Source organism: Janthinobacterium sp. LPB2021202312-11-4, from assembly GCF_037049705.1.
Taxonomy (GTDB): domain Bacteria; phylum Pseudomonadota; class Gammaproteobacteria; order Pseudomonadales; family Pseudomonadaceae; genus Aquipseudomonas.
In genome coordinates, this window is the sequence record NZ_JBAGKV010000007.1 from 39,412 (window position 1) to 64,522 (window position 25,111).

Here is a 25,111-nt window from a genome sequence, read left to right on the forward strand (position 1 = left end):
CTGCCGAAGGCTGCGATCTTTTGATCTTTTCTATTGATCCTTCCCACGCAGAGCGTGGGACCGATCGTCTGCTAGAATCGGCCCCATTGATCCCAAGAGGTGCACCCATGAGCGAGCCGATTCGTCTGACCCAGTACAGCCACGGCGCAGGATGCGGTTGCAAAATTTCCCCGCAGGTTCTGGAAGTGATTCTGGCCGGCAGCGGCGCGCAGAACCTCGATCCCAAGCTGTGGGTCGGCAACGCCTCGCGTGATGACGCGGCGGTGTATGCCATCGACGACGAGCGTGGCGTGGTCTCGACCACCGACTTCTTTATGCCGATCGTCGACGACCCGTTCGATTTCGGCCGCATCGCTGCCACCAATGCCATCAGCGATATCTACGCCATGGGCGGCGATCCTTTGATGGCGATTGCGATTCTCGGCTGGCCGGTCAATGTGCTGGCCCCGGAAATCGCCCGGGAAGTGATTCGCGGCGGCCGCTCGATTTGCGACGAGGCCGGCATTCCCCTGGCCGGCGGGCATTCCATCGACGCCCCGGAACCGATCTTCGGCCTGGCCGTCACCGGGCTGGTGCACAAGCGCCACATGAAACGCAACGACACCGCCAGCGCCGGGTGCCTGTTGTACCTGACCAAACCCCTGGGCATCGGCATTCTCACCACCGCCGAAAAGCAGGGCAAGTTGCGCCACGCCGACATCGGCCTGGCCCGCGACTGGATGTGCACCCTGAACAAACCCGGCAGCCGTTTCGGCAAGCTCGACGGCGTGACCGCGATGACCGACGTCACCGGTTTCGGCTTGCTCGGGCACCTGGTGGAAATGGCCGACGGCAGCCAACTCACCGCGCGCATCGAATATGACCGCGTGCCGCGCCTGCCGGGTGTCGAGTATTACCTCGACCAGGGCTGCGTGCCGGGCGGCACCTTGCGCAACTTCGACAGCTACGCCAGCAAACTCGGGCGCTTGCAGGAACTGCACAAACGCGTGCTGTGCGATCCGCAAACCAGCGGTGGTCTGCTGGTCGCCGTCACGCCGGAGGGCAACGATCAATTCCTTGCGGTCGCCGCCGAGCTGGGCCTGACCCTTGAGCCTATCGGCGAACTGGTTGAGCGACAGACCAACGCGGTCGAGGTGTTTTGATGTCAATCGACTTCACCGATTACCGCGATATTTTCCTTAACGACCGGCCGCTGATGGATGCCCGGGCGCCGGTCGAATACCTCAAGGGTTCGTTCCCCGGGGTGGTCAACCTGCCGCTGATGAATGACCACGAACGGCAACGGATCGGCACCTGCTACAAGCAGCACGGCCAGCAAGCGGCCATTACCTTGGGCCATCAATTGGTGTCCGGTGCGGTCAAGGCCGAGCGCATCCAGGCCTGGGCCGAGTTTGCCCGGGCGCATCCCGAGGGGTATTTGTATTGTTTTCGCGGCGGCTTGCGCTCGCAGATCGTCCAGCAGTGGCTCAAGGACGAGGCGGGCATTGACTATCCACGGGTCGGTGGTGGTTACAAAGCCATGCGGACTTTCCTGCTCGACACTGTCGATCAGGCTGTGGCCCAGTGTGATTTTGTCTTGCTGGGCGGCATGACCGGCACCGGCAAGACCGAAGTGTTGACGCAATTGAGTAACGGCCTGGACCTGGAAGGCTACGCCAATCACCGGGGTTCCAGCTTCGGCAAGCGCGCCACCGGGCAGCCTTCCAACATCGATTTTGAAAACCGCCTGGCCGTGGATGTGCTGAAAAAGCGCGCCCGGGGCCTCGAACAGTTTGTGCTGGAAGACGAAAGCCGCGCCGTCGGCAGTTGCGCCTTGCCGCTGCCGTTGTATCAGGGCATGCAGCAATTCCCGATGGTTTGGCTCGAAGACAGCCTTGAGGGGCGCGTCGAGCGAATCCTGCGTGATTACGTGGTGGACCTGTGTGCCGAATTCATCGGCGTGCATGGTGAGGAAGGCTTTGCGCTGTTTTCCGAGCGGTTGCTGGAGAGCCTGAATAACGTGCAGAAGCGCTTGGGCGGCGAGCGCCATCGGCGGATGCTGCTCTTGATGGAAGACGCCTTGGCCGAGCAGGCGCGCAGCGGCGCCGTGGATTTGCACCGGGGCTGGATCGAAGGGTTGTTGAGCGAGTATTACGACCCGATGTATGCGTTTCAGCGTGAGAAAAAAGGTGCGCGGATCGAGTTTGCCGGGGAGCGCGGGGCGGTGTTTGAATACCTTCGCGAGCGGGCTAGTCAACGGGGGTGATGGTGTTTTCGCCGGCCTCATCGGGGGCAAGCCTTGCTCCTACAGCGAGCGAGGTGAATCCGTCATCGCGGGCCTTGCCGTGATCCTGTAGGAGCAAGGCTTGCCCGCGATGGAGGCGTAACAGGCGCCAAATCGCTTAAAGCAACGCCGCCCCGACCAACCCGCTGATTACCCCAATTGCCATGGTCATCAGCGCCACGCTCACCAGCACCCTGGCGTTGAAATCCTTGCGCAGCATCAGCAGCGACGGCAGGCTGATGCTCGGCAGGGTCATCAGCAACGCGATCGCCGGGGCGGTGCCCATGCCCAGGGTCATCATGGTTTGCACGATCGGGATTTCGGCGGCGGTCGGGATCACAAACAGCGTCCCGATAATTGCCAGCGGCACCAGCCACAATAGGCTGTTGGCCATGGCACCATCGATGTGCGGGAACACCCAGACCCGTACCGCACCGAGCACCAGCACCGCGAGAATGTAGATCGGGATGGTGCTCCAGAACAATTGCCAGATCGTCCGGCCCCAACGGGTCAGGAACGGTTGCGCGTCAACCTCGCGGGCTTCGACTACCGCTTCAACAGCGGCTTCAGGCAAGACCTCTGGGCCGGCGATTCGCTGGGCCACCAGCGACACGCCGAACACCAGCACGATCCCCGCCACCAGCCGCAACGCGGTAAACCCCCAGCCGAGCACAAACCCCATGAACACCAGCGTGGCGGGGTTGAGCACCGGGTTGCCGATCCAGAATGCCAGCGCCGCGCCTACCGACACGTTTTGCCGGCGCATGCTGGCGGCCACCGGAGCGGCACAGCACGAGCACATCATGCCGGGCAGGGCGAACAGGCCACCGCGCAGGGTAGAAGCAAAACCGGCGCGGCCGAACAGCCGCAGCAGCCAGTCTCGCGGAATCAACACTTGCAGCAGGGAACCGAGAATCACCGCCAGCACCGCAGCTTTCCAGATCGCCAGGAAATACACCTTGGCGTAGGCCAGGGCAGCGCTCAGGGGATCGGACAGTTGATCGTTGATGATCGAGGCGCCGATGCTGTGGTTATCAGCGGCAACGAAGGCCTTGAGGTAGTAGGGCGACCATTTGACGTAATAGAGGCCGGCACAGGCTACCAGGACAAACAGTGCGGGTTTCCACCAGAACGACCAGCCCCGGGCGGGGGCAGCTGTGGTTGAGAGCGACATGGCGAGGTTCCGGACAAGGGGAGATGGGGTTCATGATAGCCCAGCCCTTTCGTACACGTGCTCCCGACAGTCATGGGGCGTTATATCGGACAGGCCGGCGAACCGTTATCCAGGCCCTGCTTGTAACTGTGGCTTTCCAGGCTGGCCTTGCCGTTGTGCCAGGTCAGGGTCAGCACGTACAGCGAGTCGTAGTCGCTGGATGCCCAGTCCTCGGTGATGTGTTGTTTCTTGCCGACGGCTTCACTGGCGACCTTGTTGATCAGCTCGGGCAGGTAACCGTGGGACCAGGCAGTGTAAATGATTGAGTTGTGGTACTTGTCGTGCAGCAATTCATCCGCCAGATCGCTGGTGTCGTTGGCCGAGTATTCGATGTTCACCGGCAAACCGAGCTTGATTGCGCTGGGGCTGATGGTCATCAGTGGCCGGATGTAGCTGTAGGAGTTGTCCAGTTCACCTTCCTCGACATTGCGCGTCGGGTTGGCGGCAAACACGTAATTGGCCTTGCCGAATTTCTCCGGCAGCAACGTGGACAGGTTGATTGCACGGTTCAACCCCTGGCAATTGAGCTGGCCCAGGCCACCGGCGGGTTTTTCGGCGTGGCGCAGGAACACCAGCGTCTGGGTGCCATCGGCCGGCTGGGCGCGGCTTTCGCTGGATTCAAGCGACAGGAACAGCGCACTGGCCGCCAACATCGACGGCAAGACGATGTACGCGCGATGCTTGAAGCGTTGGGCGAATTTCAAAAGGGTCTTCATTGAATAAAGGTGTCTTCAGCACATTCGATTAAGGCTGACAAACCTTTACACCGCGCGCTCCCGGCAGCGGGTGTTTTCCATGTCATTGGGCCGGTTCGTTTCCGTAAAGGCATTGTTCAGAGTCCCCTGAAGCCCATTTGGTTCGATCCCGGCGAGTTCGCAGCACTTTAGCCGCAACCTTTGCCCGGTTGCAGGAAGGTTATCGACAGGATGTTGCGGATTTATGGACGTGGGTGGATCAGCACGCTAAATGACCCCTGTAGGAGCTGCCGAAGGCTGCGATCTTTTGATCTTGCTTTTCAAGATCAAGATCAAGATCAAGATCAAGATCAAAAGATCGCAGCCTTCGGCAGCTCCTACATTACTATCAGTCGCTTCACTGTTTGCGTGGATGCCCCCATGTCCGATCTCTCTGCGTTCCCGATTTCTGCAAAATGGCCGGCCCGGTACCCCGAGTGGATTCAGCTCTACTCCTTGCCGACCCCCAACGGCGTCAAGGTTTCGATCATGCTCGAAGAGATCGGCCTGCCGTACGAGCCGCACCGTGTGAGTTTTGAAACCAACGATCAGCTATCGCCCGAGTTCATGTCGTTGAACCCCAACAACAAGATCCCGGCGATCATCGACCCGCACGGGCCCGGGGATCAGCCGCTGCCGCTGTTCGAGTCCGGGGCGATTCTGATCTACCTCGCCGACAAAACTGGTCAGTTGCTGGCCCAGGAATCGGCGGCGCGCTACGAGACGATCCAGTGGCTGATGTTTCAGATGGGCGGCATCGGGCCGATCTTCGGTCAGGTCGGTTTCTTCAACAAATTCGGCGGCAAGGACTACGAGGACAAACGGCCCCGTGATCGCTACGTCGAGGAAAGCAAACGCCTGCTCAAGGTCCTCGATGAACGCCTGCAAGGGCGCGACTGGATCATGGGCGAGCGCTACACCATCGCTGACATCGCGACGTTTCCGTGGGTGCGCAACCTGATCGGTTTCTATGAGGCCGGTGATCTGGTGGGTATCCAGAATTTCGCCAACGTCACCCGGGTGCTGGAGCGTTTCCTGGCGCGGCCGGCGGTGCAGCGCGGGCTGGAAATTCCCAAGTAACACTGGATTCAGGTGGATTAGATGAGTAATGAGCTCTGTATCGACCGGACGCTGAGTCTGTAGCCCATTCTCTGGATTCACCCCAAAACCCCTGGGGAGCGGGCGGCGCTGTGTCAGTCGACATCAGAAGTGACTGTCAGGCCGCCTTCGCGAGCAAGCCCGTTCCCACAGGAGGCAGTGATTGTTGCGCAGTCGGTAAAGGTTTGTTCCGCACCTGATATTTGTGTCCTGCGCCGTACAGGGCATAAGCTTCGCCCCCTACGACTTTCGTCTCGTCATCGTCTTGTCAGGAAAACCCATGTCCAGCCAGTTCCCCGAAGCACGTCCACGCCGTCTGCGCCGCAATGCGAGCCTGCGCAGCCTGTTCCAGGAAACCGAGTTCAGCCTGAATGATCTGGTGCTGCCGATTTTCGTCGAGGAAGAAATCGACGACTTCGTGCCGATCAAAAGCATGCCCGGCGTGGTGCGTATTCCGGAGTCGAAACTGGCCGGCGAGATCGAGCGCTATGCCCGGGCCGGGATCAAGTCGGTGATGACGTTCGGCGTGTCCCATCACCTGGACAGCAGCGGCAGCGACACCTGGAACGACAATGGTCTGGTGTCGCGCATGGCGCGCATTGCCAAGGATGCGGTGCCGGAGATGATCGTGATGTCCGACACGTGTTTCTGCGAATACACCGACCACGGCCACTGCGGCGTGCTGCACAACCACGAAGTCGACAACGACCAAACCCTGATCAACCTCGGCAAGCAAGCGGTGGCGGCGGCCCGTGCCGGCGCGGACGTGATCGCCCCGTCGGCGGCGATGGACGGCCAGGTTCAGGCGATTCGCCGGGCGCTGGACGAAGCCGGTTTCACCCAGACCGCGATCATGGCCTACTCGACCAAATTCGCCTCGGCGCTCTACGGCCCGTTCCGCGAAGCCGGCGGCAGCGCATTGAAAGGCGACCGCAAAAGCTACCAGATGAACCCGATGAACCGCCGCGAAGCGGTGCGCGAATCGTTGCTGGACGAACAGGAAGGCGCGGATGCGCTGATGGTCAAACCGGCGGGCGCCTACCTGGACATCATCCGCGACATCCGCGAAGTCTCGCGTTTGCCGCTGTCGGCGTATCAGGTCAGTGGCGAGTACGCGATGATCAAGTTCGCGGCCCAGGCTGGTGCGATTGATGAGGATCGGGTGGTGCGTGAAAGCCTGGGGGCGATCAAGCGGGCGGGGGCGGATTTGATTTTTACCTACTTTGCGATGGATCTGGCCTTGGCCGGGATCTGACTTAAAAGCAAAAGATCGCAGCCTTCGGCAGCGCCTACATTGACCGTGTAGGCGCTGCCGAAGGCTGCGATCTTTTGATCTTCAAGCAAAAAACGGCCGTATCCCGTGATCCCGAAAATAGCGCTCGATCACCTTCGGATCAGCACTGTTATCAGCAACCGCCACATAGGTATCCGGCCTTAACAGGTAAAACCCGTTACGCGCCAACCCCGCCGCATCAAACGCCGGCCGCCAGTCGAACACATGCAACGGCAAGTGATGCTCGATGCACCAGGCGATCATTTCGTCGCTGGTGTCGCCGTACACATGCACCTGCCACACCGGGTTTCTCAGGGGTTCGTAGTTGTCGCCCTCGCCATCGTGGGCCCAGGGCAAGCGGTCGCCGCCGTGGACGTGCCCGGTCACACCTTCGCTCAGCGGCATGCCGCGATAGTTGAGGGTGATCTGCGACACGGTGCGAAACAGGAATTCGCGGGTCGTCGCGAATGAAGCCATTTTCGGGATCACGAACGGCGCCAACCGGGTGCGCAGCAGGTCGGCGACTTTGCCCTCGGCGGTGGCAAAGCTGAACACCCGGTCGGTGGTGGACACTAAGCGACGGGCGAAGGCGATGCGTTCGGCTTCGTAGCTGTCGAGCAATTTGGCGCTCGCGCTGCCGTTCAGTACGGCGGCGAGTTTCCAGGCCAGGTTGATCGCATCGCCAATCCCGGTGTTCATGCCTTGCCCGCCAGCGGGGCTGTGGACGTGGGCGGCATCGCCGAGCAGGAAGGCGCGACCGCTGCGAAAGAATTCCGCCACCCGGTGATGCACCCGGTAGGTCGAAAACCAGTTCACCTGTTCAACATTCACTTTCAGATGCTCGATGGCGCGGCTGCTGACGTCGTCGAAGGTCAGGGTTTCAGCCTGATCGGCACGCTCATCGCGCACGGTGCCGATCAACCGCGCGTGGCCTTCGCTGGCCAGGGGGAACACGGCGAGAAAATCCGCGTCATCGAGGTCCACGTGCAGTTCGCCGTTGAACGCCGGGCCGTTGGCCTGCACGTCGGCGACATAGAAAATCTGCTGATAGGTGCCGCCGGGAAAGCCGCTGTCCAGGGTTTTGCGCACGATTGACCGGGCGCCGTCGCAACCGGCGATGTAACAGGCCTCACAGGATTCTTGTTGACCATCGGGCAGGTTTAACTGCGCGCTGATGCCGTCGCTGGTTTCCTTGAAGCTTTCCAGTTCGGTGTTGCGCTCCACGGTGATGCCGAAGGTGTCGAGGCGTTCGATCAGCAACCGCTCGTGTTCGTCCTGGGGAAAGATTTCCATGAAGGCGTAGGGCGTCAGGCCTTCGCCGATCCGGGTCAACGGCAGGCGTGCGACGGCTTCGCCCTTGACCCAGAAATTCGCCGCCGCCACCCGGTGGCCGTTTTGCACAATGGTGTCGCTGAGGTCGAGTTGGCGATACAACTCAAGGGTCCGGGCCTGGACGGCGAGGGCGCGGGAGGTGGTGCCGGGTGCCGCCGTTTTATCGATGATGCGCACGCGGATGCCGAGTTTGCTCAGCCACAGCGCCAGCACCAGACCGGTGGGGCCGGCGCCGATAATCAGCACGTCGCTACGGTTCATGTGGCCATTCTCCGACGGGTGTGTCGGACAAGTATGGTTCAGACATGGCTATCAAGCCCGCTCCCACAGGGTTTGTGTTTTGCCTGGACTTTGTGGGCAAAAAAAGGCCCCGCAGCCGTAAAGCTGCGGGGCCTATTCGTTGAACGTGGGTGTTTAGAAATCGATGGTGCCCGACAGCTTCGCCACCCGTGGCTCACCCTGGGTCAGGTAGCCGGCCTGGGCCGATTCCCAGTACTTCTCGTTGGCCAGGTTTTCGATGTTCAGGCGCAGGGTCACGTCCTTCTGCTCAACTTTGAAGCCATAACGGGCGCCGGCGTCGAAGCGGTTCCAGGTCGGCAGGCTGAGGTTGTTTGCCGCGTCGGCGTATTGGCCGCCGGTGCGCAACATCCGTGCGTTCAGTGCGACGCCTTGCAGGCCCGGCACATCCCAATCCACGCCAGCGTTGAACTGGAAGGTCGGTACGCCAATGGCGCGGTTGCCGTCGTTGGCGCCGTTCTGGGTGTTCTTCAATTCGGTGTCCATCAGGGTCAGGCCGCTGATCAGGCGCAGGCCTTCGATCGGCTCGCCGAAAACGTTCAGCTCGACGCCTTTGTTGACCTGTTCACCCTGGCGCACATATTCCGCCGTGGTCGCGCTGGTGATCACCGAGTAACCGTCGCTCGGTTGTTCGATGCGGTAAACGCCGAGGCTGGCTCCGTAGGTGCCCATGTCAACCTTGACGCCGGCTTCGATCTGTTTCGAACGGGCCGGGGCGAACGACTCATTGCCATTGGTGACAATTCGGCTGCCCGAGGTGGTCGGCGAAATCGGACCTTTGGCCAGGCCTTCGATGCGGTTGGCGTAGAACGACACGTGATCCCATGGCTTGAACACGAGGCCGTAGACCGGCGTGGTGATCGAGTCGTCATAGGCGGAGGTGCGGCTGCCGGAACCGTAAGGCGCATAGCCGTAGCCCTGAACCACCAACTGCTGGCGACGCAAGCCGACGGTCAGCAACAGTCGGTCGTCGAAGAAGCCGAGGGTGTCGGACACGGCAGCGCTGCGGTTGAAGGTCTTGCCAACGATGCCTGGATCGCTCAGGTCACCGCCCGAGAAGTTGCCGACGGGCGAGGGCGTTTCCACCGGGTGGTAGATGTTGTTCGAGTAGCGGGTCAGGTCGAAATCGTAGGCGCTACGTTGTTCGGTCCAGATGCCGGCCAGGCCAAAGTTGAGTTTGTGGCTGACCGGGCCAGTGACGAATTTGCCGTTGAGGCCGGCCATGACGCTGGTGTTGTCTTCATCGTGGGGGATGAACGAGCCAGTGGTGGTGGAGGCACCAGTGTTGCCCACCAGGGTCGTGGAGTTGTAGCGCCCGACTTCACGGGTGTGCTTGGCACCGCCCGCCACGTAGGCCGTCCAGCTGTCGTTGAGGTCGTACTCGGCGCGCAGCATGCCGAAGGTGTCTTCGATGTCGGTGTAGCCCCACTTCGGCGCGTAGTTGGTGTCGGCCGACGGTGCATCCGGAATGTGCGTGGCGGTGCCCAGGTTGACCGTGTTGCGACCACCGTTGACTCGTTCTTTCTGGTAGGCGAAGTCACCGGAAATGCGCAACGCGTCACCGCGATAATCGAGGCCGATGGAGAACAGTTTCGAGCGCTGGTTTTCGTGGTCGATGCCGGTGTCACCTTCACGCTGGGCCAGGTTGACGCGGGCGCCGAAGCGGTTGTCTTCACCGAAACGTTGGCCGAGGTCGAGGTGCTGACCGACGCGGCCCTCATCGTTGATGTCGGTGGTGAAGCGGCGTGTTGGCACGTCACCGGCGCGCTTGGGTTGCAGGTTGACGCCGCCGCCGATGCCGGAGCCGGTCGGGGTTACGCCGTTGATAAAGGCGTTCGGGCCTTTGAACACTTCCACGCGCTCCAGGGCGTCGGTGGAAATGATCTGCCGTGGCAGCACGCCATAGAGGCCGTTATAGGAAATATCGTCGCCGGTCAGGGGCAAGCCGCGGATCATGAAGATCTGCGCCTGGTTGGAAAACCCGGACGCCTGGCGCACCGAGGAATCGTTGAGCAGCACGTCGGCGACGTCTTCGGCTTGCTGGTCCTGGATCAGTTGCTCGGTGTAGGCGGTCATGGTGAACGGCACGTCCATCATGTCCTGATTGCCCAGCACACCCAATTGACCGCCCCGTGCTACCTGACCACCGGCAAACACCGGGGGCAGGGCGGCCGCAGCCGTCGGCGCCTGGGCATTGACGTTCACATCGTCCAGCACCAACGGTTTGCTGTCGTTTTCGGAAGGGGTGGCCGCGTGGGCAGAGACGGACAGGGCGCAAAACAAGGCGAGAAGCGTCGGGCGAAAAGGAACGCCGAGTCGGGCTGGAGTGGGCATGTTCGATCCTGGCGGCGCGCCGCCGATGAGAAAAAGAGATAACGGCGCGGGGAACTCCTTGCGCAAATGCGACTCCAGGCGCAAATGATATGTTTTCTCAGTAACGTCTTGCAATGAGTTTGTCGCCCCCGACAGCATTCGCAGAGATTCAGTGCCGTTGTGACCAACAGATAGGTCAGGGGAACAGCCGCCACTGACCGCAGTCATAGCCTGCGCCATGCCATTGATCGTATTGTGAGCCCGGTTCAACGGATTTCTTGGAGCACCATGCACGCCCACCGATTCATCACGAGCCTTGCGGTCTTGCTGGCCCTGGCCGGTTGCGGCACACAGCGCACTCAGGAAGCACTGCCGCGCAAGCCTGCCGAGGTCAAGGCGCAGATCGTGCGCCTGTTGCCGGCGAAAACCGTCGACCGCGAGGGCTGGGCGACGGATATCTACGCCGCGTTCGCCGCCCAGGACATTTCACCGACCACGCAAAACCTGTGTTCGGTGCTGGCCGTCACCGAGCAGGAATCGACATTCCAGGTTGACCCGCCCGTGCCGGGCTTGGGCAAGATCGCCCGGGATGAGATCGACCGTCGCGCTGCCAAGGTGCATATCCCCAGCCTGTTGGTCAGTGGTGCGTTGCAGGTCCGTTCGCCCAACGGCAAAAGTTACAGCGACCGGTTGAACGCCGCCCGTAGCGAAAAAGAGCTCAGCGGGATTTTTGATGACTTTATCGGCATGGTGCCCATGGGCCGGACGCTGTTCGGTGGCTTCAACCCGGTGCACACGGCCGGGCCGATGCAGGTCAGCGTTGAATTCGCCGAGCAGCAGACCAGTCATTACCCGTACCCGGTGCAAGGCTCGATTCGCCATGAAGTGTTCAGCCGTCGGGGCGGTATGTACTTCGGCATCGCTCATTTGCTCGGTTATCCGGTGAGCTATACCCAGCCGTTGTATCGCTTTGCCGATTTCAATGCCGGGTGGTACTCCAGTCGTAATGCGGCGTTTCAAAACGCAGTCAGCCGTGTGTCGGGCATTCCGCTGGCGCTGGACGGTGACTTGATCCGTTACGACTCGATCCTGCCGGGTACCACGGAATTGGCGGTGCGCACCTTGGGCAAGCAGTTGGGTATGCGTAATCCGACAATCCGCGATCAATTGGAGAAGGGCAAAAGCCTGGAATTCGAAGAGACCCGGCTCTATCAGCAGGTCTTTGCCCTGGCGGAGAAAGCCGAAGGGCGGACGTTGCCGCGCGCGGTGTTGCCGGGGATTGTGCTGGAAAGCCCGAAAATCACCCGAAAACTCACCACGGCGTGGTTTGCCAAACGGGTGGATGAGCGTTATCAGCGGTGTATGGCGCGGGCGGGGTGAGGGGCAAAAGAGCAAAAGATCGCAGCCTTCGGCAGCTCCTACATGACCATTGCGTACACCCGTAGGAGCTGCCGAAGGCTGCGATCTTTTGATCTCCAACCATCAAACGGCTTCTCGCAGGCATAAAAAAACCCGGCTGATCAGGCCGGGCTTTTCATTAAGTACCGCAGTAAAACCCTTCATTCAGGCAGTGCGGTTCTGGATCAGACGATCGGAACCGCCTTCAGCAACGCGTTTTTCCAGCAGACGATCCGAGCCACCTTCAGCGACGCGGTTCTGGATCAAACGATCGGAACCGCCTTCAGCTACACGTTTTTCCAGCAGACGATCCGAGCCACCTTCAGCGACGCGATTTTGGATCAGGCGATCGGAACCGCCTTCAGTTACACGTTTTTCCAGCAGACGATCCGAGCCACCTTCAGCGACGCGGTTCTGGATCAGACGATCGGAACCACCTTCAGCAACGCGTTTTTCCAGCAGACGATCCGAGCCACCTTCAGCGACGCGATTCTCGATCAAGCGATCCGAACCACCTTCAGCCACTCGGCTTTCAATCAGACGATCCGAGCCGCCTTCAGCGATCATTGTGTGAGCAGGGGCGGCGGCAAAAGCGTTCACTGCAAAAACCGAGAAAGCGATGCTGAGAAGAGTTTGGCGTTTCATGAGTGTGTGCTCCGGGGTGTTGTTAGTTGGGTATGGAGCGGATGTTACGCCGGGGATTTTTTATGAGAACTTCATTGACGTGATGGTGACCATCGACGGCAATGATGGTTGATGCAAAAGGCCCATTGCGGCGTTGATGGTGCGGTCGTCGGCTGGTGCCGGCGCGGTCGATAACGGGTTCTACACTGGTTAGCTGGCGCGTGCCTTTGTCTCCGAGGAGTCGATCATGAGTGGCGTTTCCTATGTTCCCGCCCGTACCGGCCTGTTGCTGGTGGACCCGTACAACGACTTCCTCAGCGAGGGCGGCAAGCTCAATGACCGTGCCAAACCGGTTGCTGACAGCGTCGGCACCCTGGCCAACCTGAACGCCGTGGTAACGGCCGTGCGCAAGGCCGGCATCCAGGTTTTCTACGTGCCGCACCACCGCGCCGAACCCAACGAACTCGCACGCTGGAAACACCCCAGCCCCTATCAACAGCGCGCCAGTCATGCCCAGGTCTTTGCCGCCGGCACCTGGGGCGGGGAGTGGCACCCGGATTTCCAGCCCCAGGCCGGTGATGTGATCGTCAAGGAACACTGGGGCGGCAGTGGGTTTGCCAACACCGATCTGGATTTCCTGCTCAAACAACATGGGATCGACACACTGGTGATCGTCGGGATGCTCGCCAACACCTGCATCGAAACCACCGGCAAGTTCGCCGCCGAACTGGGTTACCACGTCACCCTGGTGCGCGATGCCACTGCTGCGTTCAGCGCCGAAGCCATGCACGCCGCCCATGAGATCAACGGGCCAACCTATGCCCATGCGATTGTCACGACCCAGGAATTATTGAAGACCTTGGGGTAGGTCGACGATCAAGATCAAAAGATCGCAGGCTTCGCCAGCTCCTACGGGATGTACGTCGCTCAGATGACTTTCACCGCGCGCCCGATGAACTGAATCGGCCCGGTGGGTTTGCCGATCGGTGAGCCGTTCGCCCCTTCCAGCGTCAGCTCGAAGAGTTGGTTGGGTTGCAGGGGCGGCAGTTTGTCCAGCGGCACCGACAGGGTTTGCCCCGGTTTCACCAGCCCCAGCGATACCGGCCCTTGCCAACCGTCAGCCTTGGTCCAGAACTCCAGTGCCTTATCGGCTGGGACCTCGACCACGCCCAGCGGGATCAGTTGGATGTCCCTTGAGTTACTGGCCTGCTGAATCACCCAGCCCGGCGCCTTGTCCTGCGGGGCGACCAGCACCACCAAATACGTCGGTTTGACCGTGGCCTGGGTCAGCAGCAAGGCGCCGAGCAACAGACTGGCGGCCAACCCCGCCCCGGCCAATCCGCGCCATAGCGGCAACAAGTTCCACCAGGAGGAGGCTGACGCCGGTTGCGGACTCAAGTCATTCACGCTGCGCTCGATGCGCCGCCACAGATGCGGCGAGGGCGGATGCGGCTCGACCAGATCGGTCAGGCCCAGCAATCGACGCTCCCAGGCGTCCACCGCCGCTTGCAACTGCGGTTCATCGCCCAGACGTCGTTGAACCTCGCTGCGCAGTTCTGCCGACAGCGTGCCCAGCACGTATTCGCTGGCCAGTTCGTCCCGTTCTTCCGGGGTTTCATTCACAGGTGAGGCGGTCATCCCATGCACTCCCGCAAAGCGGTCAGGCTGCGTTTGATCCAGGCTTTCACGGTGCCCAGCGGGGTGCCGAGCCGGTGTGCGATTTGCGCGTGGGAATAACCGTCGACGTAGGCGTGCAGGATGCAGTGGCGTCGTTCGGGTTCCAGTTGGTCCAGGCAACGATGAATGCGCCCGCTGTGGTCCAGTGATTCAGTGGGGTCGTGGAGGGCGAACTCGCTGTCCTCGGTCATGGGTGTCTCGCGGCGATGATCACGAATGACATTGAGCGCCAGGTGCCGAGTGATGCTGAACATCCAGCCCCGCGCCGAACCCCGCGCCGGATCGAAACCCTTGGCGGCGAAACGCATCGTGGACGATGTCCTCGGCCAGCGCGGTATCGCCCACCAGACGTTTGGCCACGCCCAGAAGACGCGGACTTTCCTGCACATACAAATCCTGCAGGGCCTGACGCTCGCCACGCGCGCAGGCGGCCAAACGGGATTCGTAATCGAAAAAAGGTTCGGGCAAGGACACTGTGCTCAGCCGGTGGCGTTGGAGATGCTCAAAGGAATTTAGCAAACAATCCTGAAGTACGTGTGCGCGACACATGAACCTCTGTGGCAGCGGGCTTGCTCGCGAAAGCGGTGTATCAGTCAATAAAAATGCTGACTGACCCAGCGCATTCGCGAGCAAGCCCGCTTCCACAGGGGGATCGTGTCAGGCCGGGGGAGACTTAGCTTGCCGCCCAGAAAATATAGTCCGCCTGATACTTCACCACTTCCTGCTTGCCCTTGTTCGCCGCCGTGCATTCGGCACTCGGGGCCACGCCACCCTTGAGGGCCACGCGCTGGATGTAACTCACCCCACTCATGGCGCCTTTGCCTTCAGCCGGGTTGGCCTTGACCAGTTGATAGGGCAGGTTGCCCGGGCTTGATGGCGCGACCGCCAATTGCGTGCCGGTCACCTTGGAACCGTCCTTCGCCTGCCAAGTGGCGGGCGGGCCGAAGTAAGTGCCGACCGGTTTACCGCTGCGATCATTGAGCACGGCTTTGGGGCCGACAAAAAACCATTCGGTCTGGCCGGCCGCGTTGGCCTTGTCCCGGCACTCGTAAGTAATCTCGCCGACCCCGGTGGTTTCCATCGCGACCTTGTGCCCGGCCGGGACTTTGACACTGTCCGGCAACTCGGCCTGGGCGAAGGCAACTGGGACGGCGGCGAACAAACCGGCAAGGCACAACAGCTGTTTGGCGTTCATGAACATCTCTCCGTAAATGAGTAACCCGCTCGGCAGCATCAGGGGCTGCTACAGGTACTACCCACCACGCAGGGGTTTGGATGCAGTGAGTGGAAAAATAAATTCATTTCCCCAAGGTTATTCACGCGCCTTGTCGGGGCGGGCATAACCGGCTCCTGACTTACGCACGACGCCGCACAAACTTGCGCCACAACCACACCCACAGCATAAACAGCGGGAAGGCCAGAACCAGGAATGGCAGCGCATAACTGCCTTTCTCCAGCGCGTCCACGGCGCCGTCGGCGAGGTTGTCCAGCAGGTTGCTGAACGCCCGGCTCAAGTGCGACGAGCGGCTGCTGGCGCCGGTTGGCTGGAATGACAGCGTGATGCGATTGGTGTCGAGTCGGCGCTGATGCCCGGCGGCGATCTGGGCCAGGGCTTGCAGGTCGTTTTCGATGCCTGCCTGCTCTTTGCTCAGGGCGATCAGGTCGGTGACGCTGATGTCCCGGCGTTTCGCCAGTTCATCCAGGCGCTGTTGCTGGGCGGTGAGCCGTTCCTGGCGACGGCGTGTGTCGTCCACCGCGTCGGCCAAGTCTTCGGCGGTGGTGACCCGCTGGCCCATTTCGCCGCCCTCGGCGGCCATGGCCACCAGCGGCTCGACACCAGCAGGGGCGATGCGCAAGGTGATCTCGGCCCGGCCGGCGCCTTGCTCGATCCGCAACACGTTACAGGCGCCGAAACGCGCGGTTTCGCAAGCCTCGCGGGTGGCTTGCAGGCGCGGCCGGATGTGCGCTTCAGGGAGCAAAAACTGCACATCATGCTCATAGGCGAGCATCGCGCCGCCACGGCCCTGTTCACCGGCTAGACTGGCCGAAGACGACCGGTCGCTCGGCGAGCAGCCGCTCAAGGCCAGGCAGGCCAGTACAAAGCAATAGACGCGAGACATTGAGGCAGGTTTGCCATCCGGTTGGCGCATGTTCGTTCCTTGAAGTGTGCAGCGGGACGTCAGCAGTGCGTCCCTGGGGGGCGCATCTTACCTGCATCAATCGGCCCAATGGCAGGGAACATGCGCCTGTGCGCCGCCGTCTACTCACTGACTGTTTGTTCGCCGGGAGGGCGCGACATGTATCAGCTTTACGGACATCAGAATTCCGGCGCGGCGGCGATCGAGGCGGCCCTCGAACTGTGCGCCATTCCTTATCGCTTTATCGACGTCGCCGCCTCCACAGAGTCGGCCCACGCCTTGGCGAAACTCAACCCGCTCAAGCAGATTCCGGCGCTGGAATTGCCGGACGGCAGTCTGCTCACCGAAAGTGCGGCGATCCTCATTCACCTGGGGCTGACCTTTCCCTCGTCGGGCCTGTTGCCGGATAACCCGGCGGAACGGGATCAGGCCATTCGCGGCCTGGTGTTCATCGTCAGCAACTGCTACTCGGCCATTGGCATCATCGACTACCCCGAGCGCTGGTTGGCCAGGGACGACGAGTCATCGAGGGAAAACCTGATGGCCGGCGCCCGCAAGCGCTTGCACTGGAGTTGGGAGGTGTTTGCCGATCAGTTTTCCGCCGAGCTGTATCTGGACGACGAGACGCCGGGGGCCCTGGATGTGCTGGCTGCGGTGGTGACTCGCTGGGCCGGGACGCGGGAACATTTGCGGCAAACGCGGCCAGGGTTTTACGCCTGGCTGATGCGCATCGACCGGCACCCGACGCTGGCCCCGGTATTCGCCCGGCATTGGCCGTCCTGACGACACCGCAACGCCCTGTAGGAGCAAAGCTTGCTCGCGATGGCGGCCTGGCATTCAACATTGATGTCGACGGGATGTACGCCATCGCGAGCAAGCTTTGCTCCTACAAAGGGCGTTTTACTCCCCGCGAATGTATTGCTCCAACTGCCGAATCAGTTCCGCCTGTTCGGCAATCGATTCCTTGACCAGGTCGCCAATCGACAGCAATCCGATCAACTGGCCGTCTTCCACCACCGGCAAGTGACGCAGGCGCTTGTCGGACATGATGCCCATGCAGGTCTCGACGGTTTGATGGGTGTCCACGGTGATCACTGGCGAGACCATGATGTCTTCGACCGGCGTGCCGACAGATGAACGGCCCTTGAGCACCAGTTTGCGCGCGTAATCACGTTCGCTGATGATGCCCACCACTTCGCCATTTTTCACCACGGGCAACGCACCGACGTTCTTCGCGGCCATGACCATCAGCGCTTCCAGCACCATTTGATGGGGCGCAATGGTGTGCACTTCGTGATTTTGCTGGGCCTTTAACTTGAGCAGTTGGGCGACGGTTTTCATGGCGGCTTCTCTAGGTGTTGTCGTTGTTCCTGAAGAATCGTAGACACAGGCGCGCAGGGCAAGGGAGAAAGCGGCAGATAACACGCAAAAAACGTCATTCGGCGGTTTTTCTTCGGGAAACCTCGCTTAATTACCCGAAAACGGACCTGAGGCGAGGGCGCTGGGTTTATCACCGGCGATCACGCGTAGAATCCCCCTCTGAATCGGATTCGAGGTTTTAGTGGTGGATTTACAGCAGGGCTTCGTCCTGACCCGGCATTGGCGCGATACCCCGGCCGGCACCGAAGTCGAGTTCTGGCTGGCGACCGATGCCGGTCCCCGGCGCATCCGCTTGCCTCATCAACCGTCGGTCGCCTTCATTCCGGCCGAGCGGCGCGAGCAGGCCGAAAGCGTATTGCGCGGGGAAAAGAACGTCGAGCTGCGGCCCTTGGCCCTGCTGGATTTCGAACATCGCCCGGTGCTGGGGCTGTATTGCCAGCAGCACGGTCAGTTGATGCGCCTGGAAACGGCGCTGCGCAAGGCTGGGGTCGAGATGTTCGAAGGCGACGTGCGCCCGCCGGAGCGCTACATGATGGAGCGCTTCATCACCGCGCCCGTGCAGTTCGGCGGCACACCCGGGGCGGACGGTTTGCTGCTCGACGCGCAAATGAAACCGGCCCCCGGTTACCGGCCCAACCTGCGGCTGGTGTCCCTGGACATCGAAACCACCGCCCAGGGCGACCTCTATTCCATCGCCCTGGAAGGCTGCGGCGAGCGTCAGGTGTACATGCTCGGTCCGCCCAACGGTGACGCCAGCGCCGTGGATTTTCAGCTCGAGTACTGTGATTCCCGAACCCTGTTGCTGAAGAAACTCAACGAATGGTTCGCCGAGCACGACCCCGACGCGATCATCGGCTGGAACGTCGTGCAGTTCGACCTGCGGGTGCTCCACGAACATGCCCGGCGCCTGGCCGTGCCGCTGAAACTGGGGCGCGGTGGCGAAGAAATGCAGTGGCGCGAACACGGCAGCCGCAACCATTACTTCGCCTCGGCAGCCGGGCGTTTGATCATCGACGGCATCGAGTCCCTGCGTTCGGCGACCTGGAGTTTTCCCTCGTTCAGCCTGGAAAACGTCGCGCAAACCTTGCTCGGCGAAGGTAAGGCGATCAGCACGCCGTACCAGCGCATGGACGAAATCAACCGGATGTTCGCCGAGGACAAACCGGCCCTGGCCACCTACAACCTCAAGGACTGCGAACTGGTCACGCGGATTTTCGCCAAAACCGAATTGCTGACCTTCCTGCTGGAGCGGGCCAGCGTCACCGGTTTGCCGGCGGACCGCAGCGGCGGTTCGGTGGCCGCGTTCACCCATTTATATATGCCGCTGATGCACCGCCAGGGCTTCGTCGCACCCAACCTCGGCGGCAAGCCGCCCCAGGCCAGCCCCGGTGGCTTTGTGATGGATTCGCAACCGGGGCTCTATGAGTCGGTGCTGGTGCTCGACTACAAAAGCCTTTACCCGTCGATCATCCGCACCTTCCTGATCGACCCGGTGGGGCTGATCGAGGGCCTCAAGCACCCCGACGACAGCGAGTCGGTGCCAGGCTTTCGCGGTGCGCGGTTTTCCCGCACCCGACATTGCCTGCCAGCCATCGTTGCCCGTGTCGCCGAAGGCCGGGAAACCGCCAAGCGTGAACACAACGCGCCGCTGTCCCAGGCCCTGAAAATCATCATGAATGCCTTTTACGGCGTGCTTGGTTCCAGTGGTTGCCGGTTCTTCGATACACGGCTGGCCTCCTCCATCACGTTGCGCGGCCACGAGATCATGCTGCGCACCCGGCAGTTGATCGAAGCCCAGGGCCACGCGGTGATCTACGGCGACACCGACTCAACCTTCGTCTGGCTACGTCGTGCCCACGGTCAGGAAGAGGCGGCGCAGATCGGCCGAGCGCTGGTAGACCACGTCAATCAGTGGTGGCGCGAACATGTGAAGACGGAATATGACCTGGAAAGCGCCCTGGAATTGCAGTTTGAAACTCACTACAAACGCTTCCTGATGCCGACCATTCGCGGAGCTGAGGAGGGCAGCAAGAAGCGTTACGCCGGGCTGGTCACCCGCGCCGACGGCAGCGACGAAATGATCTACAAAGGCCTGGAAACCGTGCGCACCGACTGGTCGCTACTGGCTCGGCAATTCCAGCAGGAACTGTACTCGCGGATCTTCCATCGCCAGCCGTATCAGGACTATGTGCGTGATTACGTGCGTAAAACCCTGGCCGGGGAGTTCGACGAGCGGCTGGTCTACCGCAAGCGCCTGCGCCGCACCCTCGACGACTATGAGCGCAACGTGCCGCCCCATGTGCGTGCGGCACGGATGGCGGACGCCTACAACGATCAGCAGGGCCGCCCCCGGCAATACCAGAATGGCGGCTGGATCAGCTACGTGATCAGCGTCGCAGGCCCCGAGCCCCTGGAGATCCGCAGCGCGCCCATCGACTACGACCACTACGTCACCCGGCAATTGCAACCGGTGGCCGATGCGATTCTGCCGTTCGTCGATGACGACTTTTCAACCCTGATTGGTGGGCAGCTTGGCCTGTTTTAAGTCCAGTAGCGACAGTGTCCAGTCATCCTGTATACCGTGGAAGTAGTGATCCAGCGCCCGATGGAACAGGCTGCCGTTGGGGGCGACCTGGGCGAACAGGGTCATGGATGAGTGAAACTTGAGGTCATCGGGGTGGCCGAAAATTTCGGCTATCGAGCGCTTTTCCAGGTTCAGCACCAACTGAGTGCAGGTGCGCAAGCGTGAACCCAACAGCGGATGGCTCAGGTAGGCCGCCGCTTCTTCGGCGCAACTGATGGCGAAGTGACGGGACATTTCGCTGCCGCCGAGCCCGGCAATCTGCGGAAAGATGAACCACATCCAGTGCCGGCGTTTCTGCCCGGCGCGCAGCTCTTCCTGGACCCGTTCGAACACCGGGTCCTGCGCTTGCACAAAACGAGGCAGATTGAATGAGTCGAGCGGATCGGTGCTTCTCATTCCGAAGCCCTCTGCAGGTCGCGATGGCTCAGACCATGGCCAATCGCTGCTTACGTTGTGGCGCACGAAACGCGTGGTCCAGCGCCTCCAGATCCGCAGCTTCCAGCTTCAACTGCGCCGCTTGCGCATTGAGCGTCACGTGCTCGGGGCGGACCGCTTTGGGAATGGCGATGACACTGTCCTGACGCAGTATCCATGCCAGCGATACCTGGGCCGGCGTCACCCCATGACGGGCGGCGACCTGCTTGAGCGTCGAGTTGACCAGCATATGCCCACCCTGGCCGATCGGACAGTAGGCCATCACCGGCAGGTGTTGCTGTTGGCACCAGGGCAGCAAGTCGAATTCGATGCCGCGCGCTTCCAGGTTGTACAGCACCTGATTGGTGGCGCAGGCCGGCGAGCCCAGTTCCAGCAAATCGTCGACGTCGAAATTGGACACGCCCCAACGGCCAATCTTGCCGTCTTCGCGCAGGCGCTCGAAGGCTTCGACGGTTTCTTCCAAGGGATATTGGCCGCGCCAGTGCAGCAGGTACAAATCGATGTAGTCGGTGTTCAAGCGCCGCAGGCTGCGCTCGCAGGCCTGGGGGATGCCTTTGCGGCTGGCGTTGTGCGGGTAAACCTTGCTGACCAGGAAGACTTGATCGCGCAAGCCTTCGATGGCTTCACCGACCACCGTTTCGGCCCCACCCTCGGCATACATTTCGGCAGTGTCGATCAGCGTCATGCCGAGTTCGATGCCCTGGCGCAGGGCCGCGACTTCCATGTTGTGTGCCGAGCGATCTTCGCCCATGCGCCAGGTGCCCTGGCCGATGAGCGGTACCTGGACGCCGGCGAGTTCAAGGGTTCGCATGAAAAACCTCCTTTCTTAAACGCGATTGATACTCCAGTGGGCAGCAGAATAGCCTGTGGGTTCCTTGACCCGAAACCCGTAGGCGCAAAGCTTGCTCGCGAAGAGGCCATGTCATTCAACATCTATGTTGAATGTCAGACCGCTATCGCGAGCAAGCTTTGCGCCTACGGGAGGGTGTCGGTCGTGTTATTGGGCGGAAAACTTGAACACGGTGTGCTGGGTGTAGGCCTTGCCCGGGTCCAGGCGCGTGCTCGGGAAGTTCGGCTGGTTCGGTGAGTCCGGGTAGTGCTGGGTTTCCAGGGTAAACGCGCCCCAATGGGCGTAGACCTTGCCGGCCTTGCCCTTGACCGAACCATCCAGGAAGTTGCTGGTGTAGAACTGCACTCCCGGCTCGCTGGTGTAGAGCTGCAAGCGCCGGCCGGACTGCGGATCGCTGACGTCGGCGGCCAGTTTGCTCACGTCACCCTTGGCGTCCAGCGCCCAGTTGAAGTCGAAGCCGCCCTGTTTCGGCTCAGCGAATTTCAACTGGGGGTGATCAGCCTTGATGTGTTGACCGATGGCGGTCGGTTGCGTGAAGTCCATGGGTGTACCGGCCACGGGAGCCAGTTCGCCGGTGGGGATCAGCGTGGCGTTGATCGGTGTGTAATGGCTGGCATGCAGGGTTGCGAGTTGCTTCAACACATCGCCGTTGCCGGCGCCGGCGAGGTTGAAATAGCTGTGATTGGTCAGGTTCAGCACCGTGGGTTTGTCGGTGCTGGCCTTGTACTCGATGCGCAGCTCGTTGTGCTCGGTGAGGCTATACGTCACCTCGGTTTTCATATTTCCGGGGAAACCCATTTCGCCGTCCTTCGACAAATAGGTCAGGGTCACGCCTACCGAGTCCTTGGTTTTGCTCGGCTGCGCCTTCCACACATGCTTGTCGAAACCTTGAGTGCCGCCGTGCAGGGAGTTGGGGCCATCATTTTTTGGCACTTGATATTTTTTGCCGTCCAGTTCGAAGGCGCCGCCGGCCAGGCGATTACCGAAGCGGCCGATGGTCGCGCCGAAGTACGCAGTGCCGGCCTGATAGCCCTGGACATCACCGAAGCCGAGGACGATGTCTTCAGCCTGGCCGTTTTTGTCCGGCACTTTCAGCGATTGCAGGGTCGCGCCATAGGTAATGATCGTGGCTTGTAGGCCATGGCTGTTGCGCAGGATGTATTGCTCGACGGGCGTGCCGTCATTGGTTTTGCCGAAGGCTTTGTGTTCGCTGGACAGGCCGGCGGCGTGGGCGGGAAGGGTGGCGATCATCAGGGACAGTCCGAGGCCGGAGAGCAGGAAACGGGATTGAAGCATGGCTGATCTTCCTTTTATTGTTGTTTTGATTAGTAGTCATACTAAATTGCGATGCAGTGAAGATTTATAGTCTGTTATTCGTGTTATTCCAGAATAAAGTAATACTAAATTGAAAAAGCAAAAATGCCGGTGATCGGTCCGATGCCGGCAGCACCGCACTTTTGCCGATTAACCGGCTCTATCCATGGCCAGGTTGCGGCGACTCCCGCCGCACAGGAATGTGTCAGCCCCGGTACCCATGGTTCGAGTGTTACCCCACCGCAACACCCTCATTCGCTTGTTGGCGTGCCTGTCGCTGCTCCTCGCCAGTGGTTGCAGCCAGCAACAGGGCAGCGACATCGTCAGTCAGTTTCGTGAAGGCAAACCCCAGGAATTTCTCCAGACCAGCGTTGATCGCATGGCCACGCTGGCGATGCACGACAACCTCCAAAGCCTTTATTTGCTGATGAGCAAGCTGTACCTGCGCAATCCCCAGGAGTTGAAAAAATCCGGCTTCCTGGATGCCCGCAGCGCTGAAAAGCAAGTGCGCGAAGCCATCGAGATGCAACAACCGCTGCCGACCCTGGGCGGCAAGAAGGATTTGGCGGCGTTGAGTTATGCCATGAGCCCGGAGTTCCTTGGGGATCGGGTCGGCGCTTTCATCTATGCCATCGGCAGCATGCTGGTCACCGCCCACGGCAATCGGCTGGAGTTCTACATGACCGATGCGATCAACCCGGTCTTCGTCAGCAACGCCGCGCGCAACATCGAGAAAGCCACCTGGATTCTCAGCCAGCGGCAAAACAAGAACGGCGAGCCGTTGCTGTTCTCCAACGAAATTTCAGAAGAGGGCAGCAACCTGAGCTTCGCCGTGGAGTTCGGCAAGATCGTCGCGCGCCTGGACCTGTTGACCCAAATGCTCGACGAACGTTATCGGCGCATTGGCCTGAACTACGCCCAGAGTCTGCTGTTCCTGAATTTCCTGCCGGTGCAATAACACCGGCGATACATCCCCCCGTAGGAGCTGCCGAAGGCTGCGATCTCTTGATCTTGTTTTTTAAGATCAAGATCAAAAGATCGCAGCCTTCGGCAGCTCCTACAGAGGTTTCGCTGTTTCAGCAGACAATTACCGGTATAACGATAGACCGCATCGATATAAGTGGTTATAAGAAAAATCGCTATGCTGCGGGCCAGTTTTTTCATGCGTTTTCTGTGGACGTGTCAATGGATTTCGGTAATTTCGGGTTAGTCGTTGCAGGCTTGGTGGTGGGCTTTATCGTCGGCATGACGGGTGTGGGCGGCGGTTCGCTGATGACGCCGATCCTGCTGTGGTTTGGCGTCAACCCGGCCACGGCCGTGGGCACGGACTTGCTTTACGCAGCCATTACCAAATCCAGCGGCGTGTTGGTGCATCGCAAGAACCAGAACATCGATTGGGCGATTACCGGTTGGCTGACCCTCGGCAGTGTGCCGGCCGTGGCCATGACGCTGTGGTTCTTGAGCAGCCTGCACACCGCCCCCGAGGCCATGAACGCCATCATCAAACAAGCCTTGGGCTTCGTGCTGTTTGCCACGGCCCTGGCGATTTTCTTCAAGAAGCGTTTGCTCGATTTCGCCCACAAACGGGCCGGTGGCAACTACAACCCGAGCGGTACGCGCCTCAACGTGCTGACTGTCATCACCGGGCTGATTCTCGGCACCATGGTCGCCCTGACCTCCATCGGCGCCGGCGCCCTCGGCACCGTGGCGCTGTTTATCCTCTATCCGCTGCTGCCGACCCGCCGTCTCGTCGGCACGGAAATCGCTCACGCCGTGCCCCTGACCCTGGTGGCCGGCCTCGGTCACGCGAGCATGGGCAACATGGATTGGCATGTGCTGGGTTTCCTGCTGATCGGTTCGCTGCCGGGGATCTGGCTGGGCAGCCACCTGACCGGGCGCATCTCCGACGAACTGCTGCGCCCGTGCCTGGCGACGATGCTGGTGTTGATCGGCTACAAACTCGCGTTCTGATCCCAGGGACTGCCGTGCAGTCCAACTGGGGCAAGCCCCTTCGCGACACGTCGCAAACAGTGGTCATGTGCAAACAAACCCCTTCTTGCACCCCATAGGTGCTACGGTGCCGGGCCATCCTCTCATTCATCCGTGAATGACCTGTCGGCATACTCCATGATCGGCAAGGAAGAGGTGACCTGTGCACGCGTTAATCGATGAGGCTGAGTTTCAACTC

The 25,111-nt window shown here is 60.9% G+C and carries 23 protein-coding genes; 10 read left to right on the forward strand and 13 right to left on the reverse strand.

The features are described from left to right. Nucleotides 1–107: 107 nt before the first annotated feature. Both selD and mnmH read left to right on the forward strand, forming a co-directional pair. Nucleotides 108–1,142 (forward strand): selenide, water dikinase SelD, encoded by a 1,035-nt coding sequence (gene selD / locus V5E99_RS09705; RefSeq protein ID WP_499802265.1) that lies wholly within the window; start codon nucleotides 108–110, stop codon nucleotides 1,140–1,142. Continuing rightward, nucleotides 1,142–2,245, forward strand: a complete 1,104-nt coding sequence (mnmH, locus tag V5E99_RS09710) for a tRNA 2-selenouridine(34) synthase MnmH (protein WP_499802266.1) — start codon at nucleotides 1,142–1,144, stop codon at nucleotides 2,243–2,245. The genes selD and mnmH overlap by 1 nt, the downstream gene beginning before the upstream one ends. A 136-nt stretch (nucleotides 2,246–2,381) precedes the next feature. On the opposite strand, the gene V5E99_RS09715 is transcribed toward mnmH, so the two are convergent. Both V5E99_RS09715 and V5E99_RS09720 read right to left on the reverse strand, forming a co-directional pair. Further along, nucleotides 2,382–3,437: a permease gene (locus V5E99_RS09715; protein ID WP_499802267.1), complete on the reverse strand. Its 1,056-nt coding sequence runs from the start codon at nucleotides 3,435–3,437 to the stop codon at nucleotides 2,382–2,384. An 80-nt stretch (nucleotides 3,438–3,517) separates the two neighbouring features. Beyond that, on the reverse strand, nucleotides 3,518–4,192 hold the full coding sequence (locus V5E99_RS09720; protein ID WP_499802268.1) for a histidine phosphatase family protein: 675 nt from the start codon (nucleotides 4,190–4,192) through the stop codon (nucleotides 3,518–3,520). A gap of 399 nt (nucleotides 4,193–4,591) precedes the next feature. On the opposite strand from V5E99_RS09720, the gene V5E99_RS09725 reads away from it, so the two are divergent. Both V5E99_RS09725 and hemB read left to right on the forward strand, forming a co-directional pair. Next, nucleotides 4,592–5,290, forward strand: coding sequence for a glutathione binding-like protein (locus V5E99_RS09725; protein ID WP_499802269.1), 699 nt, complete (start codon nucleotides 4,592–4,594; stop codon nucleotides 5,288–5,290). Between the two features lie 298 nt (nucleotides 5,291–5,588). Further along, a complete protein-coding gene (gene hemB / locus V5E99_RS09730; RefSeq protein ID WP_499802270.1) occupies nucleotides 5,589–6,563 on the forward strand; it encodes a porphobilinogen synthase in 975 nt (324 codons plus the stop codon). An 81-nt stretch (nucleotides 6,564–6,644) separates the two neighbouring features. Here hemB and V5E99_RS09735 read toward each other — a convergent pair whose 3' ends face one another. Together V5E99_RS09735 and V5E99_RS09740 are read right to left on the reverse strand one after the other, a co-directional pair. Further along, on the reverse strand, nucleotides 6,645–8,174 hold the full coding sequence (locus V5E99_RS09735) for an FAD-dependent oxidoreductase (protein WP_499802271.1): 1,530 nt from the start codon (nucleotides 8,172–8,174) through the stop codon (nucleotides 6,645–6,647). Nucleotides 8,175–8,327: 153 nt separating this feature from the next. Next, nucleotides 8,328–10,544 (reverse strand): TonB-dependent receptor, encoded by a 2,217-nt coding sequence (locus V5E99_RS09740; protein ID WP_499802272.1) that lies wholly within the window; start codon nucleotides 10,542–10,544, stop codon nucleotides 8,328–8,330. 267 nt (nucleotides 10,545–10,811) lie between these two features. Between V5E99_RS09740 and V5E99_RS09745 the strand changes: the two genes are divergently transcribed. After that, nucleotides 10,812–11,903, forward strand: a complete 1,092-nt coding sequence (locus tag V5E99_RS09745) for a DUF1615 domain-containing protein (protein WP_499802273.1) — start codon at nucleotides 10,812–10,814, stop codon at nucleotides 11,901–11,903. Between the two features lie 183 nt (nucleotides 11,904–12,086). Here the strand turns inward: V5E99_RS09745 and V5E99_RS09750 are convergent, their stop codons facing one another. Beyond that, nucleotides 12,087–12,566, reverse strand: coding sequence for a hypothetical protein (locus V5E99_RS09750; protein ID WP_499802274.1), 480 nt, complete (start codon nucleotides 12,564–12,566; stop codon nucleotides 12,087–12,089). Between the two features lie 226 nt (nucleotides 12,567–12,792). On the opposite strand from V5E99_RS09750, the gene V5E99_RS09755 reads away from it, so the two are divergent. After that, nucleotides 12,793–13,413, forward strand: coding sequence for a cysteine hydrolase family protein (locus V5E99_RS09755; RefSeq protein WP_499802275.1), 621 nt, complete (start codon nucleotides 12,793–12,795; stop codon nucleotides 13,411–13,413). Between the two features lie 59 nt (nucleotides 13,414–13,472). On the opposite strand, the gene V5E99_RS09760 is transcribed toward V5E99_RS09755, so the two are convergent. The 4 genes from V5E99_RS09760 to V5E99_RS09775 all read right to left on the reverse strand — a co-directional run bounded on the left by V5E99_RS09760 (nucleotide 13,473) and on the right by V5E99_RS09775 (nucleotide 16,372). Next, nucleotides 13,473–14,183 carry an anti-sigma factor gene (locus V5E99_RS09760; protein ID WP_499802276.1) on the reverse strand — a complete coding sequence of 237 codons (711 nt, stop codon included), beginning with the start codon at nucleotides 14,181–14,183 and terminating at the stop codon, nucleotides 13,473–13,475. Further along, a complete protein-coding gene (locus V5E99_RS09765) occupies nucleotides 14,180–14,530 on the reverse strand; it encodes a sigma-70 family RNA polymerase sigma factor (RefSeq protein ID WP_499802277.1) in 351 nt (116 codons plus the stop codon). Before V5E99_RS09765 ends, V5E99_RS09760 begins: the two co-directional genes overlap by 4 nt. Before the next feature lie 365 nt (nucleotides 14,531–14,895). Beyond that, the gene (locus tag V5E99_RS09770) at nucleotides 14,896–15,417 is read right to left on the reverse strand and encodes a DUF3455 domain-containing protein (RefSeq protein WP_499802278.1); all 522 of its coding nucleotides are present in this window, start codon (nucleotides 15,415–15,417) and stop codon (nucleotides 14,896–14,898) included. A gap of 160 nt (nucleotides 15,418–15,577) precedes the next feature. Beyond that, nucleotides 15,578–16,372: a DUF4349 domain-containing protein gene (locus tag V5E99_RS09775; protein ID WP_499802279.1), complete on the reverse strand. Its 795-nt coding sequence runs from the start codon at nucleotides 16,370–16,372 to the stop codon at nucleotides 15,578–15,580. 147 nt (nucleotides 16,373–16,519) lie between these two features. Between V5E99_RS09775 and V5E99_RS09780 the strand changes: the two genes are divergently transcribed. Then, nucleotides 16,520–17,143 carry a glutathione S-transferase gene (locus V5E99_RS09780; RefSeq protein ID WP_499802280.1) on the forward strand — a complete coding sequence of 208 codons (624 nt, stop codon included), beginning with the start codon at nucleotides 16,520–16,522 and terminating at the stop codon, nucleotides 17,141–17,143. A gap of 117 nt (nucleotides 17,144–17,260) precedes the next feature. On the opposite strand, the gene V5E99_RS09785 is transcribed toward V5E99_RS09780, so the two are convergent. Next, a complete protein-coding gene (locus V5E99_RS09785; RefSeq protein ID WP_499802281.1) occupies nucleotides 17,261–17,701 on the reverse strand; it encodes a CBS domain-containing protein in 441 nt (146 codons plus the stop codon). A 223-nt stretch (nucleotides 17,702–17,924) separates the two neighbouring features. Here V5E99_RS09785 and V5E99_RS09790 point away from each other — a divergent pair, with 223 nt between their 5' ends. Then, on the forward strand, nucleotides 17,925–20,285 hold the full coding sequence (locus V5E99_RS09790; RefSeq protein ID WP_499802282.1) for a DNA polymerase II: 2,361 nt from the start codon (nucleotides 17,925–17,927) through the stop codon (nucleotides 20,283–20,285). Here V5E99_RS09790 and V5E99_RS09795 read toward each other — a convergent pair. The 3 genes from V5E99_RS09795 to V5E99_RS09805 form a co-directional block, all read right to left on the reverse strand. Beyond that, complete coding sequence (locus V5E99_RS09795; protein ID WP_499802283.1) at nucleotides 20,250–20,720, reverse strand: DUF1810 domain-containing protein; 471 nt, start codon at nucleotides 20,718–20,720, stop codon at nucleotides 20,250–20,252. The genes V5E99_RS09790 and V5E99_RS09795 overlap by 36 nt on opposite strands. A gap of 28 nt (nucleotides 20,721–20,748) precedes the next feature. Further along, a complete protein-coding gene (locus tag V5E99_RS09800) occupies nucleotides 20,749–21,570 on the reverse strand; it encodes an aldo/keto reductase (RefSeq protein WP_499802284.1) in 822 nt (273 codons plus the stop codon). Between the two features lie 186 nt (nucleotides 21,571–21,756). Next, nucleotides 21,757–22,905 carry an aldose epimerase family protein gene (locus V5E99_RS09805; RefSeq protein ID WP_499802285.1) on the reverse strand — a complete coding sequence of 383 codons (1,149 nt, stop codon included), beginning with the start codon at nucleotides 22,903–22,905 and terminating at the stop codon, nucleotides 21,757–21,759. 238 nt (nucleotides 22,906–23,143) lie between these two features. On the opposite strand from V5E99_RS09805, the gene V5E99_RS09810 reads away from it, so the two are divergent. Both V5E99_RS09810 and V5E99_RS09815 read left to right on the forward strand, forming a co-directional pair. Continuing rightward, complete coding sequence (locus V5E99_RS09810; RefSeq protein ID WP_499802286.1) at nucleotides 23,144–23,881, forward strand: hypothetical protein; 738 nt, start codon at nucleotides 23,144–23,146, stop codon at nucleotides 23,879–23,881. Between the two features lie 227 nt (nucleotides 23,882–24,108). After that, nucleotides 24,109–24,894, forward strand: a complete 786-nt coding sequence (locus V5E99_RS09815) for a sulfite exporter TauE/SafE family protein (RefSeq protein WP_499802287.1) — start codon at nucleotides 24,109–24,111, stop codon at nucleotides 24,892–24,894. The last annotated feature ends 217 nt before the right edge of the window (nucleotides 24,895–25,111 follow it).

Coding starts and splice junctions, on each gene's coding strand:
- selD (WP_499802265.1), top strand. CDS start 108: ATGAGCGAGCCGATTCGTCTGACCCAGTACAGCCACGGCGCAGGATGC.
- mnmH (WP_499802266.1), top strand. CDS start 1,142: ATGTCAATCGACTTCACCGATTACCGCGATATTTTCCTTAACGACCGG.
- V5E99_RS09715 (WP_499802267.1), bottom strand. CDS start 3,437: ATGTCGCTCTCAACCACAGCTGCCCCCGCCCGGGGCTGGTCGTTCTGG.
- V5E99_RS09720 (WP_499802268.1), bottom strand. CDS start 4,192: ATGAAGACCCTTTTGAAATTCGCCCAACGCTTCAAGCATCGCGCGTAC.
- V5E99_RS09725 (WP_499802269.1), top strand. CDS start 4,592: ATGTCCGATCTCTCTGCGTTCCCGATTTCTGCAAAATGGCCGGCCCGG.
- hemB (WP_499802270.1), top strand. CDS start 5,589: ATGTCCAGCCAGTTCCCCGAAGCACGTCCACGCCGTCTGCGCCGCAAT.
- V5E99_RS09735 (WP_499802271.1), bottom strand. CDS start 8,174: ATGAACCGTAGCGACGTGCTGATTATCGGCGCCGGCCCCACCGGTCTG.
- V5E99_RS09740 (WP_499802272.1), bottom strand. CDS start 10,544: ATGCCCACTCCAGCCCGACTCGGCGTTCCTTTTCGCCCGACGCTTCTC.
- V5E99_RS09745 (WP_499802273.1), top strand. CDS start 10,812: ATGCACGCCCACCGATTCATCACGAGCCTTGCGGTCTTGCTGGCCCTG.
- V5E99_RS09750 (WP_499802274.1), bottom strand. CDS start 12,566: ATGAAACGCCAAACTCTTCTCAGCATCGCTTTCTCGGTTTTTGCAGTG.
- V5E99_RS09755 (WP_499802275.1), top strand. CDS start 12,793: ATGAGTGGCGTTTCCTATGTTCCCGCCCGTACCGGCCTGTTGCTGGTG.
- V5E99_RS09760 (WP_499802276.1), bottom strand. CDS start 14,183: ATGACCGCCTCACCTGTGAATGAAACCCCGGAAGAACGGGACGAACTG.
- V5E99_RS09765 (WP_499802277.1), bottom strand. CDS start 14,530: ATGCGTTTCGCCGCCAAGGGTTTCGATCCGGCGCGGGGTTCGGCGCGG.
- V5E99_RS09770 (WP_499802278.1), bottom strand. CDS start 15,417: ATGAACGCCAAACAGCTGTTGTGCCTTGCCGGTTTGTTCGCCGCCGTC.
- V5E99_RS09775 (WP_499802279.1), bottom strand. CDS start 16,372: ATGCGCCAACCGGATGGCAAACCTGCCTCAATGTCTCGCGTCTATTGC.
- V5E99_RS09780 (WP_499802280.1), top strand. CDS start 16,520: ATGTATCAGCTTTACGGACATCAGAATTCCGGCGCGGCGGCGATCGAG.
- V5E99_RS09785 (WP_499802281.1), bottom strand. CDS start 17,701: ATGAAAACCGTCGCCCAACTGCTCAAGTTAAAGGCCCAGCAAAATCAC.
- V5E99_RS09795 (WP_499802283.1), bottom strand. CDS start 20,720: ATGAGAAGCACCGATCCGCTCGACTCATTCAATCTGCCTCGTTTTGTG.
- V5E99_RS09800 (WP_499802284.1), bottom strand. CDS start 21,570: ATGCGAACCCTTGAACTCGCCGGCGTCCAGGTACCGCTCATCGGCCAG.
- V5E99_RS09805 (WP_499802285.1), bottom strand. CDS start 22,905: ATGCTTCAATCCCGTTTCCTGCTCTCCGGCCTCGGACTGTCCCTGATG.
- V5E99_RS09810 (WP_499802286.1), top strand. CDS start 23,144: ATGGTTCGAGTGTTACCCCACCGCAACACCCTCATTCGCTTGTTGGCG.
- V5E99_RS09815 (WP_499802287.1), top strand. CDS start 24,109: ATGGATTTCGGTAATTTCGGGTTAGTCGTTGCAGGCTTGGTGGTGGGC.